We start from the raw sequence: 19,524 nt of genomic DNA on the forward strand, positions 1-19,524 counted from the left end.
AGATTGAGGGGTATGGAATCGGCTTTGGACTATCATACTGCGCAGGCGCTGCTGGACTGGCAGATTGAACTGGGCGCAACGGACGCGATCGGTGATGCGCCGGTTGACCGATATGCGCTGCCCGATACTGCGCCCAAAGCCAAGAAACCCGCAGCCATTCAGGCCGTGCCCGAAAAGCCGAAAAAGGTGGACCCCGCCGCAGTGGCAAAGGCTGCTGCCCAAAGCGCCGGGTCGCTGGACCAATTACGGGCTGCAATGGACGGTTTCGATCATTGCGAGCTGAAACGCGGTGCGCGGCAGTTGGTGTTTGCCGACGGCACGCCGGGCGCGCGGGTGATGATCATTGGCGAGGCCCCGGGGCGCGAGGAAGACCGCGAGGGCAAGCCTTTTGTCGGCCGCGCCGGGCAATTGCTGGACCGGATGCTGGCGGCGATTGATCTGGATCGCAGCCAGAACGTCTACATCACCAATGTTCTGCCATGGCGGCCGCCGCAGAACCGCGACCCCAAACCCGAAGAGATCGGGATGATGAAGCCGTTTCTCGAACGCCACGTGGCGTTGGCCAAGCCCGAGGTTCTGGTGATCATGGGCAATATCAGCTGTCAGGCGGTGCTAGGCAAACGCGGGATCACAAGGCTGCGCGGGCAATGGGATCAGGCGCTGAACCTGCCGGTCATCCCGATGTTCCACCCTGCCTATCTGCTGCGCCAGCCGCAGATAAAGCGCCACGCCTGGGCGGACTTGCTGGAGCTCCGGGCCAAGCTGGAGGGGAAATGATGCGCATTCTGGCCTTTTCCGATTTGCATATGGCCCGCAACCGCGCGGCCGAGGTTGTGGCCGCCAGCGCCGAAGCCGATCTGGTGATCGGAGCCGGAGATTTCTGCAACATGCGGCAGGGGCTGGAAGAGGCGATGGCGATGCTGTCCGGTATCTCTGCGCCCTTCGTAATGGTGCCTGGCAATGCGGAAAGCGCGCAGGAATTGGCTGACGCCGCGCCCGAGGGTGGCCATGTGCTGCACGGCACCGGCATGACCTTGGACGGGTTGCGCCTGTTCGGGCTGGGCTACGGTGTGCCGGTCACGCCGTTTGGCGACTGGTCCTGCGACCTGACCGATGCCGAAGCCGCCGAGTTGCTGGACCGCTGCGACGGCGCCGACATTCTGATCGCGCATTCTCCGCCCAAGGGGTATGGCGATGTCACGTCTAGGGGCGACGCGGTCGGCTCGGTCGCCGTGCGCGACGCAGTAGAACGGCTGCAGCCGCAATACGCGCTGTGCGGTCATATCCATGACAGCTGGGGTTATCGCGGCACAATCGGCCGCACACAGATCGCCAATCTGGGACCCAAGGTAAACTGGTTCGAGGTCACTTTATGATAGAAACGGTCACTCTGCTGGCGTTCATTCCGGCAGCTCTGGCGCTGAACTTCACCCCCGGCGCCGACATGATGTTCTGCTTTGGTCAGGGCCTGCGGTCGGGTGCCCGACCGGCTTTGGTGGCCAGTGCGGGTATCTCGCTGGGGCTGATGGTGCACGTGCTGCTGGCTGGGCTGGGGTTGGGTGCTGCTGTCAACAGCCTGCCGTGGCTGTTTGATGTCATCCGCTGGATGGGCGTGGCCTACCTGCTGTATCTGGCATGGGGTGCCATACGGAACGGGGCGGTGTCTGCCGATGCGCCCGCGAAACCCACAAGCCATGCGTTTCGGGATGGAATGGTCGTCAACTTGACCAACCCCAAGGTCATCCTGTTCGTGCTGGCCTTCATCCCGCAATTCGTGAACCCCGCCACCGGCCCGATCCTGCCGCAATTCCTGATCTTTGGCGTCATCATCGCGCTGGGCGGGTTAGTGGTAAACGGGCTGGTGGGCATTTTTGCCGGTGGCGCGGGCAAGGTTCTGATCTCGAACCCGCGCGCCTCTCGTATTATGGGCTGGGTGACAGGGGGGATTTTCACCGCCCTTGCCGTCCGGCTTGCCATCATGGAAAGGGCCTGACGCCATATGTCGCGCATTGATGAAAACATGGAGTTCATTCCGGTTCGGATCGCCGTTCTGACTGTGTCGGACACACGGTCGCTGAACGAGGACCGCTCGGGTCAGACGCTGGTCGACCGGATCGAGCGTGCGGGCCATTCGGTGGCCGATCGCAAGATCATCCGGGATGAACGGGGCGAGATCGCAGCCCAACTGCGGCTATGGGTTGGTGATCCCGAGATTGACGTGGTGATCTCGACCGGGGGCACCGGCCTGACGGGCCGCGACGTGTCGGTTGAGGCGCATCGCGACGTCTATGAAAAGGAAATCGAGGCGTTCGGCACGGTTTTCACCATCATTTCAATGGAAAAGATCGGCACCTCAGCGGTGCAGTCCCGCGCAACCGGTGGCGTGGCAGGCGGTACATATCTGTTCGCCCTGCCCGGTAGTCCCGGCGCCTGCAAGGACGCTTGGGACGGGATTCTGGAAAAACAGTTCGATTACCGGCATCGGCCCTGCAATTTCGTGGAAATAATGCCCCGATTGGACGAACATCTGCGACGGAAGTAGACTGGTTGCACGTATAACTGTTCGTAACCGCTTTGTGGCTTGGCATTTTTCCGTGCCCAGCTACCATTTACGTATGGCAGCCTGAAGCGACCGGGGTGAAGGATTGATGCGATTTCTGAGGCAAAGCCTTGTGGGTGTCTTTCTGGCGTTTCTGACGCTGGCCCTGCTGTTTGTTGCGGCGCAACTGATCACCGGCGCGGTGCAGGATGCGCTGACGCGTGAAAATACGCCACCCGAGGCACGAGAACGCATCTTTGCCGTCAGCGTGCGCCCGGCGGAACTTGAAACCGTCACGCCGTATCTTGAGGCTTTTGGCGAGGTGCAAAGCCGCCGCCGTCTGGAACTGCGCGCGGCGTTGGGCGGGCGTGTGGTCTCTCTGGCCGAGGATTTCGAGGATGGCGGCGTCGTGACCGCAGGGGAGGTTCTGGTTGAACTTGACCCAGCGGATGCGCAATCGGCGCTGGATCGCGCCAAATCCGACCTGCTGGATGCGCAATTCGAGGAACGCGACGCGGAACGATCGCTTCTGCTGGCGCAGGACGAACTGAACTCGGCCGAAGCGCAGGCGGCCCTGCGCGGTCGTGCCTTGCAGCGCCAAAAAGACCTGCAGGGACGCGGCGTCGGCACCCCCGCTGCCGTGGAAGAAGCGGAACTGGCCGAGGCGGCGGCGCAACAATCAGTTCTGGCCCGCCGCATATCGCTGGCCCAGGCGGAATCGCGGGTCGATCAGGCGACCACCTTGCTGGCCCGTGCCCGTATCGCGCTTGAGGCCGCCGAACGCGATCTGGACGACATGACCGTTCGTGCGCGGTTTGCCGGAACGCTGACAGACGTGACGCTAGTCGAAGGGCGGCTGGTGTCGGCCAATGAAAAACTGGCGGAACTGGTTGATCCAACCGCGCTTGAGGTGGCGTTTCGCGTCTCGACTGCGCAATACGTGCGCCTGCTGGATGCCGAGGGTGACCTGATCAACGCGCCGGTTACCGTATCCCTTGAGGTCACTGGAACCGATCTGATGGCCCAAGGCCGCATCAGCCGCGACAGCGGTTCTGCGGGCGAAGGCCAGACCGGGCGGCTGATCTACGCAAGGCTGGAGGACGCACCGGGGTTCAAGCCCGGCGATTTCGTAACCGTAACGGTCGAGGAACAGCCGCTGGATAACGTGGTGCGCCTGCCCTCATCGGTTCTGGATGCGGCGGGAACGGTGCTGGTTCTGGGCGCCGATGACAGGCTCGAGGCGCTGCCGGTGCAGCTGATCCGCCGTCAGGGCGACGAGGTTCTGCTGCGCGGGCAGGGTCTGGTTGGGCGCGAGGTTGTGATTGGTCGCACGCCGCTGCTGGGCGGCGGGGTGCGTGTGCGCCCACTGCGGGATGAGGCTAACGCCGGGGCCGATCCGGGCATGGTTGAACTGTCCGACGAACAGCGGGCCCAACTGGTCGCTCAGGTCGAGGCCAGCGAACAGATGTCTACTGAAGCCAAGGCCAGCGCCCTGAGCCAGCTGAGCGCGCCCAAGGTTCCCGCCTCTCTGGTGCGCAGCATCGAAAACCGGGCAGGGGGCTAGGCGCCATGATGCGCGAGATCCCCGGCGCGGCGGGCGGTATCCTCAGCTATTTCACCCGCCACAGGACGGTCGCCAACCTGCTGCTGCTGGTGATGCTGGTTCTGGGCGCGGCGGCGATCCCGGCGATGCGGGCGCAGTTCTTTCCGGACGTGATCCTTGAACGTGTGGACGTGGATATCAAATGGGAAGGCGCCGGTCCCGAGGATGTGGATAACGGCATCGTTCAGTTGCTTGAACCAGCCCTGCTGGCGGTCGAAGGGGTGGCGAGCACGACCTCGACCTCGCGCGAGGGGCGGGCCAATATCCGGCTGGAGTTCGAGCCCAACTGGGACATGTCGCGCGCCGTGGACGAGGTTCGGACCGCCGTCGATGGTGTGACCAACCTGCCCGAAGATGCCGAAGAGCCCTCGATCAAGCGCGGAGCGTGGCGGGATCGGGTGACGGATGTGGTGGTGACCGGCCCGGTCGATCCGGATCAGCTGGCGAAATTCACCGATGAATTGATAAACCGCCTGTTTGCGGTCGGCGTGACCCGCACCACGATCCGGGGCATTGCCGCGCCCCGCGTGGTGGTCGAAGTGCCGACGGCGCAGCTGATCGCCAACGACGTCACCCTGTCGGAAATCGCGCAGGCCATCGCGGCCGAGGCGATGGCCAACCCGGCAGGTGATGTCACCGGTGCCAATGCCCGCATCCGAACAGGCACGGAAAAGCGCACCCCCGAAGAGATCGAGGGCATCGCGCTGCGCAACTACCCCGACGGCTCCAAGCTTTTTGTGGGCGATGTGGCGGAAATCCGGGTCGAAGGGGTCACCCGCAACCGCAGCTATTTTGTTGGCGAAAACCCAGCCATGTCCGTGCGCGTGGACAGGTCCAATCTTGGGGATGCCATCAAGATTCAACACACGGTCGAGGACGTGGTGGCCGAACTGCAGGCCAGCCTGCCTGAAGGCGTGACTATCGAGCTGATCCGCACCCGGGCACAGGCCATCACCGAACGGCTGGATATTCTGGTCGATAACGGGCTGGTGGGTCTGGGCCTGGTGGTTTGCCTGCTGTTTCTGTTCCTGAACGCGCGCATCGCCTTCTGGGTTGCGGCGGGCATTCCGGTGGCGATGTCCGCAGCGATTGCGTTCATGTATATCGGCGGGCTGTCGATCAACATGATCTCACTGTTCGGGCTGATCATCACGCTGGGCATCGTGGTGGATGATGCCATCGTTGTGGGCGAACATGCAGATTTCCGCGCGCGGCGGCTGGGTGAGGCCCCGGTCGTGGCCGCCGAACGCGCCGCGCGGCGCATGGCGATGCCGGTCTTTGCCGCCACCCTGACCACGGTGATCGCGTTCTTCGGTCTCACCGCCATCGGTGGCCGGTTCGGAGAGTTGATCGGCGACATCCCCTTTACCGTGATCGCGGTGCTACTGGCCTCGCTGATCGAATGTTTCCTGATCCTGCCCAACCATATGGCCCATGCGATTACGCATTCGGCCAAGGAACACTGGTATGACTGGCCCAACCGCGTGGTCAATCGCGGGTTCCGCTGGGTGCGGGACCACCTGTTCCGCCAGTTGATCGCCTGGGTTGTTTGGGCGCGCTATGTGGTTGTGGCGGTGATGGTGGTGATTCTGGCCAGCCAGATTGCCCTGTTCATAAAGGGCGACGTGACCTGGCGGTTCTTCAATGCGCCCGAGCGCGGCTCGGTCACCGGCAATTTCATCATGGTCGAAGGCGCCACCCGCGAAGACACGCTGGAAATGATGCACCAGATGCAGCGCGCCGCCGAAGAGCTGGGCCGGATTTATGAAGAGCGTCACGGCCGCAATCCCATCGACTATATTCTGGCCGAGGTCGGCGGCAACGCCGGGTGGTTCAACCTGAGTGCTGCAGATGGCAAGGACAAGGACCTGCTGGGCGGAGTTTCGATCGAACTGATCGACTCGGACCTGCGCCCCTATTCCAGCTTTGAGTTCGTGGGCGAGTTGCAGGACTTCGTGCCGCGCCATCCCAAGGTCGAGCTGCTGACCTTCCGCGGCTGGCGTTCCGGACCCGGTGGCGATGCGATCGATGTGCAGTTCTACGGGGCTGACGTGAACACGCTCAAGGCGGCGTCCGAGGATTTGCAGGCCGAGCTGTCGAAATACCCCGAGGTGTCCGCGCTTGAGGATAATCTGGCTTATGACAAGGAAGACTTCATCCTGGACCTGACGGCCAAGGGGCAGGCGCTGGGCTTCCGCATCGAAACGCTGGGCCGCGTGCTGCGCGACCGGCTGAACGGGATCGAGGCCGCAACCTTCCCGGACGGCCCCCGCAGCGCCGAAATTCGCGTGGAACTGCCCGAGGGTGAGCTGACCGCCGATTTCCTGGAGCGCACGCTGATGCGCACACCAGATGGGGTCTATGTGCCGCTGGCCGATATCGTGTCGGTCGAGCGTAAATCAGGTTTCGCGTCTGTTCGGCGCGAAAACGGCCTGCGGGTGCTTTCGGTGATCGGTGATATCTCCGAGGATGACCCGGCCCGCGCCGAGGAAATTGCCCGCGCCCTGAACGAAGAGATTCTGCCCAATATCGCCGCCGAACGGCAGGTCGAGTGGCAGATGGCGGGTCTGAGCGAGCAGGAGGATGAATTCCTGACCGAGGCCCGCACCGGCCTGATCCTGTGCCTGACCGGGATTTATCTGGTTCTTGCCTGGGTGTTTGCCAGCTGGACCCGGCCTGTAGTGGTGATGGCGATCATTCCGTTTGGCTTGGTGGGCGCGATCTGGGGCCATTACATCTGGGACGTACCGCTGAGCATGTTCACCGTGATCGGTTTGCTGGGGATGACCGGGATCATCATCAACGATTCGATTGTTCTGGTGACGACCATCGACGCCTATCAGCAGGACCGAGGGTTGGTGCCGTCGATTGTCGAGGGCACGGCGGACCGGCTGCGCCCGGTGATGCTGACGACGCTGACCACGGTTCTGGGGCTGACGCCGTTGCTTTATGAAGGCTCGCAACAGGCGCAGTTCCTCAAACCCTCGGTGATCACGCTGGTCTATGGGCTGGGCTTCGGGATGCTGCTGGTGTTGCTTCTGGTGCCTGCGTTGCTGGCCATTCTCAACGACCTGGCGCGACCGATGACAGCGATGCGTCGGGCGCTGCGGGCACCGGATCGGGTAGTGCAGGGCGCGGTGACAGCCACTGGACTGGCGCTGCTTGTCTGGTTTGGCGTGACGATGGTCTGGCCTGCGATTTCGGGCGCGCCGGTTGGCCTGTTGTCGGCTCTCTATCCGGGTGAAGGGGGTGTTGCGGTTCTGCAAATGGGGCTGGGGGCATTCATCACCGGTGCCGTGCCGATCCTTGTTCTGAGCGTCGTGCTATCCGGCGTGCTTTACGCGCGCCTCAGACGGCGGGTTGCCTAAGCGCGACGTAGGGCGGTATCCAACAGGTCGGTAACGCGGTCGCTCATGGGCAGATCGCCCCGGCGTATCTGATCGACCGGAAACCAGCGGGCGTCCAGCGCATCATCCCCGGCCAGCGGAGACCCCGAGCGATACTGACAAGCGACTCCGACCAGCAGGTAATGTGACTGCACAGCGCCTTGCGCGTCGTGGCGCAGCAAGTCAAGATTGTCGAGATAGTGCAGCGGTTCGGCGATGACCGCGGTTTCTTCGCGCAACTCCCGCTGTGCCGCCTGCATGACGGTTTCGCCCCATTCCACATGACCACCGGGAAAACCCCAAAGTCCCGCGTCGGGTTGTTTGCTGCGCTGCACCAGCAGCACGTTTGCGTCATGCACAACAACGGCCAGAGCGCCGATCTTCGGGGTTTTCTCCATCAATCAGCCCGCGCTGCAGCCCCGAATGTCGACTGCGTGGTTGGCGCCCAGCACCGTGATCCTGATCTCGGACCGGTCCAGCGCGAAAGGCCCGCCCGAGGCGCTAATAACCTCGGATGTCGCGACCAAAGTATCGCCCTGCCGCGTGGTTTCCGGCTGCGAGGCCCAGAGTGCGGGGTTGCCCGGTTCGATCACGGCCACTTCGCGCCCACCTGCCGAGGGCATTTTCACGCGCGCCTCGATCTGCATCCCGTCCGAGGTTGGGGTCAGGTGACAGCTTGCAGCACTCACGCGTGCCTCTTTCGCGGAATAGGGGCGCTGGGCCAGAGCGGCAGCGATAGCAGGGTTGCGGTCGGCATTGGCGTTCAGCGTGTGGTCGAAATCCAGCCGCTCGGGGATGCAGACATCCTTGCAGACACCCAGATCCATATCACCACGCAGCCGCACCGGTTTGGCGGGGTTCTTGGGCGTGATCTCGACCGGTAACACCAGTTGGTTGGCATATCCGATGGATTGCAGACCGTTCTGAACAAACACCTCGGGCGCGGGCCAGGTGATCGACACATCACCCACATTCTGCGAGCCGCGCCAGTCAAACTGCGGCGGGATACCGGCATCGCCGGGTGCGCGCCAATAGGTTTTCCAGCCGTCCTTCAGCGTCAGCCGCAACGCGCCCAGATAGGTGCCGTTGGCCGTGCGCCCGCCATCCAGCACGTCCAGTTGCACAACCCCGTCCACATCCTGCGCCTGCGCAGGGGCGGTCAGGGCGAAACAGGCGGTTAGGGCGGCCGCGGTCGACTTCAAAAAACGCTTCATACTCCATAAATGCGCTGTGCAGGCCGGGATTCCAAGTCACGTTCCGGTCACCCGGATGAAATCTGGCGAAATGTGGCCTCTTCCCTTGCCAATCCCCATGTACCGGGGCCATTGTTGAAGGGGGACGAAGCAAGAGATGTAAATCTATGGACCTGACCGGAAAACTGTTGATTGCGATGCCTGGCATGGGTGATCCGCGCTTCGATCATTCGGTGGTTTACATGTGCAGCCATGGGGATGATGGGGCGATGGGCCTTATCATAAACAAACCCTCGGATTTGCGGATCAAAACCTTGCTGGAGCAACTGAATATTCCTTGCCGAATCCCGATTGTGGGTGAGCGTCTGGTGCATTTCGGCGGTCCGGTCGAGATGTCGCGCGGCTTTGTCCTGCACAGCGCGGACTACGAGGCCAACCTGCATTCGATGCAGATATCGGACGATTTCAGCATGACTGCGACGCTGGATGTGCTCGAGGATTTGGCCTCGGGGCGTGGGCCTTTGAATTCGACACTGGCGCTGGGCTATTCGGGCTGGGGTCCCGGCCAGTTGGAGGACGAGATTGCCATGAATGGCTGGCTGACCACCGATGCGAACCAGAAACTGGTGTTCGACGTGCCCGATGACGAGAAATGGGAGGCCGCGCTGGCGACGCTGGGCGTTGACCCGTTGACCCTGTCGGCCAGCGCCGGGCGTGCCTGATCAGCTGTCGCGTGGTGCTGCGGCGCGGCGCAGGCGGTCGTTGATGGCTGCACCCAGACCCTGATCCGGGATCGGTGACACCGCAATCGGGCGGCCCGTGGTATTCAGCCTATGCAGGGCCGAGAACAGATTGGCTGCAGCTTCGGTCAGGTTCCCCTTTTCCGATAGGTTCAGATCGCAATCGACCGGGCCAAAGCCCAGCAACACCTCATCGCCTTGCCGGTTTTCTGCATTCAGCCGCACCGGTGCGTCCGGGGCGTAGTGTGATTGCAGCTGTCCCGGCGCGGTCAGCAGGTCTCCGGCCTGATGGATGTGCAGTTCTGTGCCCAGAACAGATTCGACCTGTTCCAGCGCCACACCGCCCGGACGCAGCAGAGAGGGTTCTCCGGCCAGTCCGACGATAGTGGATTCCAGCCCGACACCGCAGGGACCGTCATCCAGAATCGCCGCAATGCGCCCGTCCAGCCCGGCACGTACGTGATCGGCGGTTGTGGGGCTGATCTGGCCAGAAGGGTTGGCTGACGGGGCCGCAACCGGCCCGTCAAATGCCGCCAGCAAATCCCGCGCAGTGCCGTGAGCGGGCACGCGCACCGCCAGCGTGTTCAGCCCCGCGGTGACCAGTGGAGAAATCCCGTGCCCGTCGCGCAAAGGCAGAACCATCGTCAGCGGGCCGGGCCAGAAGGCTGCGGCCAAAGCTTCGGCCCGGTCGGACCATTCGACAAAACGCTTCGCCGCCTCGACTGAGGCCACATGCGCGATCAGCGGGTTGAAACTGGGCCGTCCCTTGGCCGCATAGATACTGGCCACCGCCTCGCCATTGCGGGCATCGCCACCCAGCCCATAGACTGTCTCGGTCGCGAAGGCGACCAGCAGTCCCTGCCGCAGCAAGTCTGCCGCCTGTGCGATTCCGCCGGGATCGGCGGACAAATCCAATGTGCCGTTAGGGATCATATCTGGTGACGCCGCGTTTTGATTGCTTGTACCATTTGGCTGGCTAGGTAATCGAATTGATCAAGGATGCATAAAGGTGGGCATTGCAATTTCCAACCCCACCCGCGAAAAACCATACAGTTAGCCCCGAGGGAACTCATGCCATACCGCGCACCCATTTCCGACTATGAACTGCTTTTCCGCCACGTGGTCGGGTTCGATCAGATTGCCGCGACCGAGAAGTTTTCGGAAGCCAGCGAGGATGTCGTCGGCGCGATCCTGACCGAGGCCGGCAAAATGTGCGAAGAGGTGATGGCCCCGCTGCAACGTCCTGGCGATCTTGAGCCCGCGCGGTTGGAAAACGGTGTGCTGCGGACCTCGCCCGGTTATGCCGACGGTTGGAAGGCAATTGCCGAAGGTGGCTGGATCGGGATGAGCGGTGATCCCGAATATGGCGGTATGGGCCTGCCGATGACTTTGACCACGGCGGTGAACGAGATGATGTCGGCGGCCTGTCTGTCGCTGCAGCTTGCGCCGCTGATGACGCAGGGTCAGATCGAGGCGCTGGAACATCATGCCAGCGACGAGTTGAAAGCGCTGTACCTGCCCAAGATGATGTCGGGCGAGTGGGCCGGCACCATGAACCTGACCGAGGCGCAGGCCGGGTCGGATGTGGGGGCTTTGTCCTCGAAGGCCGAGGCGAATGGCGACGGCACCTTTTCGGTAACGGGGCAGAAGATCTTCATCTCGTGGGGTGACAACGACTTTACCGAGAATGTCTGCCATCTGGTGCTGGCGCGCCTGCCCGACGGTGTTCCGGGAACCAAGGGGATTTCGCTGTTCCTGGTGCCCAAGTACCTGCCTGACGAAGACGGCAATCCCGGTGTCGCGAACGATCTGAAAGTAGTGTCGGTCGAACACAAGATGGGTCTGCACGGCTCACCCACGTGCGTGATGCAGTATGACGGCGCCAAGGGCTGGCTTGTGGGCAAGGAACATGGCGGTATGGCCGCGATGTTCACCATGATGAACAACGCGCGTTTGGGTGTAGGTGGACAGGGTGTGGGGGCCGCCGAAGGGGCCTATCAGAGCGCGCTGGCCTATGCGTTGGAGCGCAAACAGGGCAAGACCCCCTCGGGCACGATCATCGATCACGCGGATGTGCGCCGGATGCTGATGAGTATGCGCGCCGATACCTTTGCCGCACGGGCGATCATGCTGGCCAATGCAGCCGCGATCGACATGGGCAATGCCACCAGTGATCCCGAGTGGAGCGCGCGTGCCGCGCTGCTGACGCCGATCTGCAAGGCTTTCGGAACCGAGACCGGGATGCGGGTCTCCGAGACCGGCGTGCAGGTCCATGGCGGCATGGGCTTTATCGAAGAAACCGGTGCGGCGCAGTATTACCGCGATGTCCGCGTCACCGCGATCTATGAGGGCACCAACGGCATTCAGGCCATGGACCTTGTGGCGCGCAAGATGATGGACGGCGGCGAGGCAGCTTCGCGTCTGCTGGACGAGATCGAGGATCACGCCGAAGAAGCCCGCGTCACCATGCCCGATCTGGCCGGTCCCGTCTGGGAGGCCACCGAAAGCCTGCGCGAATCCACCGAGTGGATCGTGGCGCAGTCCGACATGAATACTCGCTTTGCGGGGGCTGTGCCCTATCTGCACGCCTTCGCCCGGGTTCTTGGGGCGCATTTCCACCTCAAGGCCGCATTGGCTGAACCCAATGGTCCGCGCTTTAAACTGGCGCGGTATTACATCAACGCGCTGCTGCCGGAATATGCCGGTTTGCTGGTGCAGGCTCAGAACGGGGCCGGGGACCTTTATGCCCTCAGCGCCGAGGATTTGGCGGTATAATGGACGGGGACACTCCTTTGGCGATCAGATACCCTTGGCCCGAGCCTCCGGCACCGGGTGAGGCCATTGAGGTCGCCGAGGGTGTGCTGTGGATGCGCCTGCCGCTGCCCATGGCGCTGGACCACGTCAACGTCTTCGCGCTGGATGACGGCGATGGCTGGACGGTAATTGACACCGGTATTTCGTCGAACAAGACACGCCGGGTTTGGGAAACGCTCATGGCCGGGCCGCTGGGTGGCAAACCGGTGACCCGCGTGGTGGTCACGCATCACCATCCCGATCATGTCGGCAATGCGGGCTGGTTCCAGTCCGAGCATGGCGCTGAACTGGTCACGACCCGCACCGCGTGGCTGTTTTCGCGGATGCTGCAGTTGGATGTTCAGGAAACCTGGCCGCAAGAGACGCTGGACTATTACCGCAGCGCTGGGATGCACCCTGACGTACTTGCCAAGCGCATGACCGAACGCCCGTTCAATTTTTGCGATACGGTCTACCCGATGCCGCTGGGCTTTACCCGTATCAAACAGGGCAGCGTGATCCGCATGGGCGGGCGCGACTGGGACGTGCATATGGGCAACGGCCACGCCCCCGAGCACGCCACGTTCTGGAGCCGCGATGACAATCTGGTGATCACCGGTGATCAGATCCTCAGCTCGATCAGCCCCAATCTGGGCGTCTATGTCACCGAGCCGATGGCCGACCCGGTGGCCGAATGGCTGGAGGCTTGCGAGCGGTTGCAGGGCTTGGCGCGGCCCGATCATCTGGCGCTGGGAGGGCACAAGCTGCCCTTCACCGGGTTGCCGCTGCGGATGAAGCAATTGATCGACAATCACCACGGCGCGCTGGATCGCTTGCAGGACTATCTGGATACACCGAAAACCGCCGCCGAGTGTTTCACGCCCCTGTTCAAGCGTCAGATTGGTGAAGGCGAATACGGGCTTGCGCTGGTCGAGGCGGTTGCACATCTGAACCATCTTTACCACATTGGAACCGTAACCCGTACGAAGCGCGCGGACGGGGCGTGGGAGTTTCAGCACAAAGGGTAAAGCCATGCAGGACCAGATCGAAACATCGGCCGAGGCGGCAGAAGCGGCGGCATTGCCCAGGTGTTACGAGTTCCATGCGAACCCCAACGCTGAGTCCGCGGCCAAGAATCTGCCCGAACCATTGCAAAAACCGGTTCAGACCAAAAGTCCCGCGCAATGGGCCTATGAGAGGTTGATCCTTTATATCCAGAACTTCGAAAAGACGCTGACCGGCGATCAGGAGGTCGCCATGGGCTTTACCGGCGGCGATGCGGGGGTCATGCGGATCGAAGGCATGGGTTATTTCGACCCTGATGTCATCACCTTTTACGGTTCGGATGCGAGCGGGGCGCGGACCCAATTGGTGCAGCATGTCAGCCAGTTGAATGTGATGCTGCGCGCTCTGCCTAAATCGGTCGAGGACAAGCCCGCCAACCGCATCGGTTTCCGGCTGGCGAAGGATCTGGAAGAAAGCTGACCGCCTGACTTGCATTTCACGTCTGCGCAGCCTTGAATGAGTGCACCGTTCAAGGGGGTGCCACGTGTCCGATTTCTCAGCCGTTACAAGTGCCTACAAGGGCGCGTGGGCGCGTCGCCGCGTCTTTGTGCCGATCTATATCGCGGTGCGCCTGCTGCTGGTCGCTCTGGTCGCGCCGGGCGTGGCGATTACTGTCAATTTGGCCGTGTCGCTGTCGAACCAGACTGCGCTGACGGATCAGGCCATCGCCGCCTTCATCTTGTCACCGGTGGGCTTTGTCGCTGCGATTGCCGTGCTCAGCCTGTTTCTGTTGGCCGAGGTGTTCGTGTTCTCGGTCATGGCAGGATCGCTGCGGATGGGCGAATCCGATCCGTGGCGCGCGGGCAGCTCCGCCATCGGTCTGATCCTGTCGCGGCTGCCGGCGCTGTTCGGCTTTGCGGTGCGCTTTGTGCTGCGGGTTTTGGTGCTGATCCTGCCCTTTGCAGCCGTTTCCGCTGTGATCGCGTGGTGGACGCTGACCGAATATGACATCAATTACTACCTGACCTTCCACCCACCATCCTTCTGGATTGCAGTGGTTTTGATCGGGGCCGTGATTCTGGTCATGGCCTGGGTGTTGATCCGCCGATTGTCGGCCTGGGCGCTGGGTCTGCATCTGGTCTTGTTCGAGGGTGTTCACCCCGCCCACGCCTTCAACATCAGCGCCACCCGGATGGAGGGCAAACGCGGGCGCCTCAAGATCGAACTGGCGATCTGGCTGATCCTGCGCGTGATCATTGCTGGCCTGATCGCATGGGTGGCGGGGCTGCTGTTTGCCATCGTGCCGCTGCAGGGGGCTAGCCATCTGCGGCTGGCGTTGGTCTACAGCCTGTTGGTGGCCGGCGTCTGGTCCGTGGCTGGCCTCGTGCTGGCCGCAACGGCGTTGGGGGCGCTGGCGGTGCTGCTGGACGGGTTCTTCGAGATCAGGACCGAGGAACCGCCGCATCCCGAACCCGGAAGCCTGCGTATTCCATTGTTTGCCATTTTGGGTGCAGCCGCGGTAGCCGTGCTGGTCGGGCTCTGGTTCGGGCAGCACTTGTTGGAACGCATACAGGCCCCGGACCGGGCCGAGGTGATCGGCCACCGGGGCGCTGCCGCCCTGCGGCCTGAAAACACCATGGCCTCGGTGCTAAAGGCGATTGAGGACGGGGCCGATTGGGTCGAAATCGACGTACAGGAATCGGCTGATGGCGAGGTCATCGTGGCCCATGACAGCGATTTCATGAAACTGGCGGGTGTGAACCTAAAGGTCTGGGATGCTACGATGGAGGATATCGCCCAGATCGATATCGGCAGCTGGTTCGGTCCCGAATATGCCGACGAACGCACGCCCACCCTGCGCGAGGTGCTGGAGGCCGCGAAGGGCAAATCCAAGGTCATCATCGAACTGAAATACTACGGTCATGACGTCGATCTGGAGAACCGCGTGGCGGTGATTGTGGAAGAGCTGCAGATGCAGGACGACATCGCCACCATGTCGCTGAAATACCCGGCAGTACAGAAGATGAAAAAGCTGCGCCCCGACTGGCGGGCCGGCGTTCTGGCCGCAACGGCAGTGGGTGATCTGACCGGGCTGGAAGGCGATTTCATTGCCGTCAACGCCGCGATGGCAACGCCAGGGCTTGTGCGCTCGGTCCATGATGCGGGAAAGGATATCTATGTCTGGACGGTGAACGACCCGCTGCAGATGTCGGCAATGGCCTCGATGGGGGTGGACGGGCTGATCACTGACCGCCCCGCGATGGCCAATGAGGTGCTGCGGTTGCGTGCCGAAATGGGCCCGGCCGAGCGGCTGCTGCTGTGGCTGGCGACCACCTTCGGCATGTCCGTCGACACACAGGCGATGCGCGATGAAAGTCCATAATCTGGGCGTGGCCCTCGCATTAATGGTGACCCCGGTGGCGGCGCAGGATTTCATGCGCAACATCGAGTTGCCCGCCCACCGTGCCCTGATCGCTCAGCGCGGGGATGCAGACCCCATTCCGTTTGAAACCGATGGCTGTTCCGGTGGTCTGTCGACCAGCTGGCGCTTTGTGGCCGAGACTTTCCCCAAGTTTCGCGCGCTTTACGAGGAACACCCGCCGTGGGAATATTGTTGCGTGACCCATGACCGGACCTATCACAACGCAGGTGGGGCGACGCAGGCCGAGGACAGCTATAATGCACGCCTGTCCGCGGATGACGCGCTGCGGGCCTGCGTCAAGCAGCACGGAGAAGACAACGCCGACATCTATACCGAACGCTATGACATGACGCCCGACCAGATTCGCACGGCGCATTCCGTCACGGCCGAAGCGATGCACGCAGCAGTGCGATTGGGCGGCGGGCCATGCTCCGGACTGCCGTGGCGATGGGGTTTTGGGTATCCGGGCTGTTCGGTGTTTCTGCCTGCGCGCGAATGACGTGGTGACAGGCCGTGGAAATTCGATTATCCAACATCTTAAACACGCGAACTGGGAATCTGTGAACAATGGCTGAATACAAGCACGGCGAAATGGACATCACCGTCCAGGAAAAAACCTTCAACGGGTTCATCAAGGCCACCACATGGTGCGTGGTTGCCATCGTCTTCCTCTGCCTGTTTCTGGCGGTTTTCGCCGCTTAATCCAATTTTTTAATCCAAAACGGGGCTCACCGTGATCAGGATTTTGCTTGCCTGCCTGTTGGCAGTAACCGTGGCAGGCTGCACCGGCTCGCAGCGACCACAGGCGGACCAGTCCGAAATTGTGGCCCGATCCTATCGTGATCCGGGGCCTTCGACCCTAACGCTTTACACCATGATCAGCACCCGGACCGGTTCGGGTGCTCATACCTCGTTGATGATCAGCGGCAGCGAACGGGTGATTTTTGACCCGGCAGGTTCCTTCCGGGCAGATGTCGTTCCAATCAAGGACGATGTCCTGTACGGCATCACTCCGAATGTAGAACGCGCCTATCGCAGCAGCCACGCTCGCGAAACGCACTACGCACGTATCCAGACCATTGAAGTGTCGCCTCAGCAGGCTGAGATTGCCCTACAACTGGCAAAACAGTCCGGGCCGGTTGCAGGCGCGTTCTGCGCCAACTCGACGGCTCAGCTTTTGCAACAGGTTCCTGGGTTTGAGCAGATCCAAACCACGTTTTACCCTGTCAAACTCTCCGATCAGTTTGGTCAGTTGCCCGGAGTTCAAACCGCTGAATACCGTGAGAACGACGACGCGGATCTACAACGGGGTTTGGCGTTCAATAATGCCCGACTTAATGAGCTAGAAGCCGGATCAGGTCAGTAAGTATAGCAACCCGTACAGGGTTGCAGCCCCAGAAAAAATAGCGGCGAGTACGTTCTTCGTTATCAATCCGACAACCAAAGCGATGGCTGCTGCGGCCATGCGAGGAGCGTCCGGCTGTCCACCGGTTGCGGTTGGCCAGACCACCAGTGGTGCGATCAGCGCCGGCAAGATAGCCACGGCGGTATAGCGCAGGTGGCGCAGCAGCCAGGGGGGCATCGGGCGGTCTCCGACCAGACCGATGAAGACAAAGCGCAGCGCATAGCTGCCAACGGCAAGACCGATGATGATCGTCCAGACCGCAACGGGATCAGGATGGGTCATGCGTCGACCTTTCTGCGCTCGGCGATCAGTTCAGCCTGTGCGCCCGCGACCATTCCCGCGCAACCGGCGATCAACAGGCCCAGATTGTACGGAATTCCCACCATTAGCAGTGATACGATAATGGCAACCAGCGCGGCGACCACATGGGGCAGGGTCCGCATCATCGGGCCGATCATGGCCAGAAAGGTGATCGGCAAGGCGAAGTCTAGCGCCCAGCTTTCGGGAATGCGCGTCCCCAGCACCGCGCCTAGATAGGTGGCCAGAATCCAGAGCGGCGTAATCGGGGTGACCGAGCCCACGAAATAGGCCATGCGCTGGGGCACGGTCATCTTCGGCTCTTTCTCGAACTGCACGATCGAGCAGGCATAGGACTGATCGACGGTCAGATAGGCCGCGCAGGCCCTCTGCCACAGGGGGGCCGCGCCCAGAAACGGCGTCAGCGAAGCCGAATACATTGCCATCCGCAGGTTCACCGCCAGCGCCGAGATCAGAATGATGGCCGTAGGCGTTTGGTCCTGCAACAGTTGCAGCGCTGCGAACTGCGCCGCCCCCGCAAAGACGGTCGAGGTGAGCGTCATGGTCTGGACGATATCCAGCCCGGCCTCGGCTGCGAATACGCCGAACAGGGTGCCGAAGGGGACTGCGACAAAAATGAACGGGGTCCCGTCGCGAAAACCCTTCCAGAAGTACGACTTGGATGTGGTGTCTGCCATGGCTAAATCCTATGGTGTTGCCCGCAGCACTAACGGTCTTGGGAAAGGGTTGCAATTGGCCACGGAACTGGATCTTTCGGAATACATCATCGCCCCTGACCCCGGAGCGGAACGCCTGACCCGCGCAGTTGAAGGCGTGAACCAGAATGGCGAAGTCAGCCAGATCTCGGTGGTCGAAGAGCGCCCGTTGACGATATTCCTCAATTCTCAGGAAATCGTGACCGCTATGACCATCGGCGATTACCCCGAATATCTGGCGCTGGGCTTCCTGCGCAATCAGGGGATGCTGCTGGCCGATGACGAAATCACCCGCGTGGATTACGATGATGATCTGGAAACCGTCATCGTCCGCACCGCGCGACAGACGTCCTATGAGGACAAGCTGAAGAAAAAGACCCGCACCAGCGGCTGCGCCGTGGGCACGGTGTTCGGCGATATGATGGAGGGGCTCGAGGACGTGCGCCTGCCACAGGTTCAGGTGCGCACCTCGTGGCTGTATGACCTGGCCGCCAAGATCAACCGCACCCCGTCGCTGTATCTTGAGGCCGGGGCGATTCACGGCACTGTATTGTGCCGCGAAAACCGCCCGCTGGTCTATATGGAGGACGTGGGCCGCCACAACGCCGTCGACAAGATCGCGGGCTGGATGCTGTCCGAGGGTGAGGCGGCGGCGGACAAGATTCTTTACACCACCGGCCGTTTGACCTCGGAAATGGTGATCAAGACGGCAATGATGGGCATCCCGGTGCTGGCGTCCCGCTCGGGCTTCACCGCCTGGGGTGTCGAGATCGCCCGCGAGGTCGGCCTGACCCTGATCGGCCGCATGCGCGGACAGCGGTTCGTGTGCCTGTCCGGTGAGGGCCGTCTGCTGCGCGATGTGGACCCGGCGACTGTGGCGGTAGAGGACAAGAAACACAGGCGGAAGAGTGCGGGATGATCGTTGCGCTTTACATCATTCCGATACTGTTCCTGATCCTCGTTACGTGGATCATGATAAAAGCGTTCCTCCACTTCGAGCGCAGCAAGAAATCCGTTGTTGACGGGATCGCAACGCTTGGCGCGGACAGGCTTGCCCAGCTTGGATGGAAAGCTGGCCCCTACGTTTGCCTATGGAAATCCCTACCGTTTCCGGGATCGGACTGGAAACTAAATGACACAGGCTTTAGCGATCAGATGCACGGCCTTCAAAGGGTGGCGATCTACGGCCTGCCTGCGTCAGAAGAGATGGATGCATCTGTTCGAAAATCGGCGCGCAACTTCCGACTCTATTTCTGGATAATTGGGTTTCCAGGATTGTCTTTGGTGTATTTGGCTGGCTCGGCGAAGATCGGTATCTGGTTGGGCAGAGCCACGTCCACACCTCCAGTCTATTGGTTTGCTGCCATGGTGGCCGGTATTGCCATTGGTTTTATTCTTCCATTCGACAAGTATCGAAAATGACCC

The 19,524-nt window shown here is 61.8% G+C and carries 21 protein-coding genes; 16 read left to right on the top strand and 5 right to left on the bottom strand.

Going from position 1 to position 19,524, the window contains the following annotated elements; all coding sequences use genetic code 11:
* The first annotated feature begins 12 nt into the window (after window positions 1-12).
* From GOX63_RS15075 to GOX63_RS15100, 6 genes are all read left to right on the top strand, one after another.
* Window positions 13-777 carry a uracil-DNA glycosylase gene (locus tag GOX63_RS15075; protein ID WP_170327315.1) on the top strand — a complete coding sequence of 255 codons (765 nt, stop codon included), beginning with the start codon at window positions 13-15 and terminating at the stop codon, window positions 775-777.
* A complete protein-coding gene (locus GOX63_RS15080; RefSeq protein WP_170327314.1) occupies window positions 777-1,376 on the top strand; it encodes a metallophosphoesterase family protein in 600 nt (199 codons plus the stop codon). Before GOX63_RS15075 ends, GOX63_RS15080 begins: the two co-directional genes overlap by 1 nt.
* Window positions 1,373-1,993, top strand: a complete 621-nt coding sequence (locus GOX63_RS15085) for a LysE family translocator (protein WP_170327243.1) — start codon at window positions 1,373-1,375, stop codon at window positions 1,991-1,993. The genes GOX63_RS15080 and GOX63_RS15085 overlap by 4 nt, the downstream gene beginning before the upstream one ends.
* 6 nt (window positions 1,994-1,999) lie before the next feature.
* Complete coding sequence (moaB, locus tag GOX63_RS15090; protein WP_170327242.1) at window positions 2,000-2,542, top strand: molybdenum cofactor biosynthesis protein B; 543 nt, start codon at window positions 2,000-2,002, stop codon at window positions 2,540-2,542.
* 106 nt (window positions 2,543-2,648) lie between these two features.
* A complete protein-coding gene (locus GOX63_RS15095) occupies window positions 2,649-4,103 on the top strand; it encodes an efflux RND transporter periplasmic adaptor subunit (RefSeq protein WP_170327241.1) in 1,455 nt (484 codons plus the stop codon).
* Between the two features lie 5 nt (window positions 4,104-4,108).
* Complete coding sequence (locus GOX63_RS15100) at window positions 4,109-7,510, top strand: efflux RND transporter permease subunit (protein ID WP_170327240.1); 3,402 nt, start codon at window positions 4,109-4,111, stop codon at window positions 7,508-7,510.
* On the opposite strand, the gene GOX63_RS15105 is transcribed toward GOX63_RS15100, so the two are convergent.
* Both GOX63_RS15105 and GOX63_RS15110 read right to left on the bottom strand, forming a co-directional pair.
* The gene (locus GOX63_RS15105) at window positions 7,507-7,926 is read right to left on the bottom strand and encodes an NUDIX hydrolase (RefSeq protein WP_170327239.1); all 420 of its coding nucleotides are present in this window, start codon (window positions 7,924-7,926) and stop codon (window positions 7,507-7,509) included. The two genes, GOX63_RS15100 and GOX63_RS15105, sit on opposite strands and share 4 nt — an antisense overlap.
* Before the next feature lie 3 nt (window positions 7,927-7,929).
* Complete coding sequence (locus tag GOX63_RS15110; RefSeq protein WP_170327238.1) at window positions 7,930-8,742, bottom strand: protein-disulfide reductase DsbD domain-containing protein; 813 nt, start codon at window positions 8,740-8,742, stop codon at window positions 7,930-7,932.
* Between the two features lie 146 nt (window positions 8,743-8,888).
* On the opposite strand from GOX63_RS15110, the gene GOX63_RS15115 reads away from it, so the two are divergent.
* Window positions 8,889-9,443 (top strand): YqgE/AlgH family protein, encoded by a 555-nt coding sequence (locus GOX63_RS15115; protein WP_170327237.1) that lies wholly within the window; start codon window positions 8,889-8,891, stop codon window positions 9,441-9,443.
* On the opposite strand, the gene GOX63_RS15120 is transcribed toward GOX63_RS15115, so the two are convergent.
* Window positions 9,444-10,394, bottom strand: coding sequence for an L-threonylcarbamoyladenylate synthase (locus GOX63_RS15120; protein ID WP_170546273.1), 951 nt, complete (start codon window positions 10,392-10,394; stop codon window positions 9,444-9,446).
* A gap of 138 nt (window positions 10,395-10,532) precedes the next feature.
* Between GOX63_RS15120 and GOX63_RS15125 the strand changes: the two genes are divergently transcribed.
* The 7 genes from GOX63_RS15125 (at window position 10,533) to GOX63_RS15155 (ending at window position 17,047) form a co-directional block, all read left to right on the top strand.
* Window positions 10,533-12,236 carry an acyl-CoA dehydrogenase gene (locus tag GOX63_RS15125; RefSeq protein WP_170546276.1) on the top strand — a complete coding sequence of 568 codons (1,704 nt, stop codon included), beginning with the start codon at window positions 10,533-10,535 and terminating at the stop codon, window positions 12,234-12,236.
* A complete protein-coding gene (locus GOX63_RS15130; protein WP_170327234.1) occupies window positions 12,236-13,282 on the top strand; it encodes an MBL fold metallo-hydrolase in 1,047 nt (348 codons plus the stop codon). Before GOX63_RS15125 ends, GOX63_RS15130 begins: the two co-directional genes overlap by 1 nt.
* Before the next feature lie 4 nt (window positions 13,283-13,286).
* Window positions 13,287-13,739, top strand: coding sequence for a DUF6173 family protein (locus GOX63_RS15135; RefSeq protein WP_170327233.1), 453 nt, complete (start codon window positions 13,287-13,289; stop codon window positions 13,737-13,739).
* 64 nt (window positions 13,740-13,803) lie between these two features.
* Complete coding sequence (locus tag GOX63_RS24135) at window positions 13,804-15,642, top strand: glycerophosphodiester phosphodiesterase family protein (protein WP_170327232.1); 1,839 nt, start codon at window positions 13,804-13,806, stop codon at window positions 15,640-15,642.
* Complete coding sequence (locus GOX63_RS15145) at window positions 15,629-16,180, top strand: hypothetical protein (protein WP_170327231.1); 552 nt, start codon at window positions 15,629-15,631, stop codon at window positions 16,178-16,180. Before GOX63_RS24135 ends, GOX63_RS15145 begins: the two co-directional genes overlap by 14 nt.
* Window positions 16,181-16,248: 68 nt before the next feature.
* Window positions 16,249-16,383, top strand: a complete 135-nt coding sequence (locus GOX63_RS15150) for an aa3-type cytochrome c oxidase subunit IV (protein WP_170327230.1) — start codon at window positions 16,249-16,251, stop codon at window positions 16,381-16,383.
* Window positions 16,384-16,414: 31 nt separating this feature from the next.
* Window positions 16,415-17,047 (top strand): hypothetical protein, encoded by a 633-nt coding sequence (locus tag GOX63_RS15155; RefSeq protein WP_170327229.1) that lies wholly within the window; start codon window positions 16,415-16,417, stop codon window positions 17,045-17,047.
* On the opposite strand, the gene GOX63_RS15160 is transcribed toward GOX63_RS15155, so the two are convergent.
* The gene (locus GOX63_RS15160; protein WP_170327228.1) at window positions 17,036-17,368 is read right to left on the bottom strand and encodes an AzlD domain-containing protein; all 333 of its coding nucleotides are present in this window, start codon (window positions 17,366-17,368) and stop codon (window positions 17,036-17,038) included. The two genes, GOX63_RS15155 and GOX63_RS15160, sit on opposite strands and share 12 nt — an antisense overlap.
* A complete protein-coding gene (locus tag GOX63_RS15165; protein ID WP_170327227.1) occupies window positions 17,365-18,081 on the bottom strand; it encodes an AzlC family ABC transporter permease in 717 nt (238 codons plus the stop codon). The genes GOX63_RS15160 and GOX63_RS15165 overlap by 4 nt, the downstream gene beginning before the upstream one ends.
* On the opposite strand from GOX63_RS15165, the gene GOX63_RS15170 reads away from it, so the two are divergent.
* Both GOX63_RS15170 and GOX63_RS15175 read left to right on the top strand, forming a co-directional pair.
* The gene (locus GOX63_RS15170; RefSeq protein ID WP_254435977.1) at window positions 18,080-19,018 is read left to right on the top strand and encodes a formate dehydrogenase accessory sulfurtransferase FdhD; all 939 of its coding nucleotides are present in this window, start codon (window positions 18,080-18,082) and stop codon (window positions 19,016-19,018) included. The two genes, GOX63_RS15165 and GOX63_RS15170, sit on opposite strands and share 2 nt — an antisense overlap.
* Window positions 19,015-19,521, top strand: coding sequence for a hypothetical protein (locus tag GOX63_RS15175; RefSeq protein ID WP_170546279.1), 507 nt, complete (start codon window positions 19,015-19,017; stop codon window positions 19,519-19,521). The genes GOX63_RS15170 and GOX63_RS15175 overlap by 4 nt, the downstream gene beginning before the upstream one ends.
* Window positions 19,522-19,524 lie beyond the last annotated feature (3 nt).

The organism is Ruegeria arenilitoris, from assembly GCF_013031355.1.
GTDB classification, from domain to species: domain Bacteria; phylum Pseudomonadota; class Alphaproteobacteria; order Rhodobacterales; family Rhodobacteraceae; genus Ruegeria; species Ruegeria arenilitoris_C.

Excerpts from the sequence above, each read along its gene's own strand:
- GOX63_RS15075 (WP_170327315.1), top strand. The coding sequence starts at position 13 with ATGGAATCGGCTTTGGACTATCATACTGCGCAGGCGCTGCTGGACTGG.
- GOX63_RS15080 (WP_170327314.1), top strand. The coding sequence starts at position 777 with ATGCGCATTCTGGCCTTTTCCGATTTGCATATGGCCCGCAACCGCGCG.
- GOX63_RS15100 (WP_170327240.1), top strand. The coding sequence starts at position 4,109 with ATGATGCGCGAGATCCCCGGCGCGGCGGGCGGTATCCTCAGCTATTTC.
- GOX63_RS15120 (WP_170546273.1), bottom strand. The coding sequence starts at position 10,394 with ATGATCCCTAACGGCACATTGGATTTGTCCGCCGATCCCGGCGGAATC.
- GOX63_RS15150 (WP_170327230.1), top strand. The coding sequence starts at position 16,249 with ATGGCTGAATACAAGCACGGCGAAATGGACATCACCGTCCAGGAAAAA.
- GOX63_RS15165 (WP_170327227.1), bottom strand. The coding sequence starts at position 18,081 with ATGGCAGACACCACATCCAAGTCGTACTTCTGGAAGGGTTTTCGCGAC.
- GOX63_RS15170 (WP_254435977.1), top strand. The coding sequence starts at position 18,080 with ATGGCTAAATCCTATGGTGTTGCCCGCAGCACTAACGGTCTTGGGAAA.
- GOX63_RS15175 (WP_170546279.1), top strand. The coding sequence starts at position 19,015 with ATGATCGTTGCGCTTTACATCATTCCGATACTGTTCCTGATCCTCGTT.
- GOX63_RS15085 (WP_170327243.1), top strand. The coding sequence starts at position 1,373 with ATGATAGAAACGGTCACTCTGCTGGCGTTCATTCCGGCAGCTCTGGCG.
- GOX63_RS15125 (WP_170546276.1), top strand. The coding sequence starts at position 10,533 with ATGCCATACCGCGCACCCATTTCCGACTATGAACTGCTTTTCCGCCAC.
- GOX63_RS15110 (WP_170327238.1), bottom strand. The coding sequence starts at position 8,742 with ATGAAGCGTTTTTTGAAGTCGACCGCGGCCGCCCTAACCGCCTGTTTC.
- GOX63_RS15105 (WP_170327239.1), bottom strand. The coding sequence starts at position 7,926 with ATGGAGAAAACCCCGAAGATCGGCGCTCTGGCCGTTGTTGTGCATGAC.
- moaB (WP_170327242.1), top strand. The coding sequence starts at position 2,000 with ATGTCGCGCATTGATGAAAACATGGAGTTCATTCCGGTTCGGATCGCC.
- GOX63_RS15115 (WP_170327237.1), top strand. The coding sequence starts at position 8,889 with ATGGACCTGACCGGAAAACTGTTGATTGCGATGCCTGGCATGGGTGAT.
- GOX63_RS15145 (WP_170327231.1), top strand. The coding sequence starts at position 15,629 with ATGAAAGTCCATAATCTGGGCGTGGCCCTCGCATTAATGGTGACCCCG.
- GOX63_RS15130 (WP_170327234.1), top strand. The coding sequence starts at position 12,236 with ATGGACGGGGACACTCCTTTGGCGATCAGATACCCTTGGCCCGAGCCT.
- GOX63_RS15095 (WP_170327241.1), top strand. The coding sequence starts at position 2,649 with ATGCGATTTCTGAGGCAAAGCCTTGTGGGTGTCTTTCTGGCGTTTCTG.
- GOX63_RS15160 (WP_170327228.1), bottom strand. The coding sequence starts at position 17,368 with ATGACCCATCCTGATCCCGTTGCGGTCTGGACGATCATCATCGGTCTT.
- GOX63_RS15135 (WP_170327233.1), top strand. The coding sequence starts at position 13,287 with ATGCAGGACCAGATCGAAACATCGGCCGAGGCGGCAGAAGCGGCGGCA.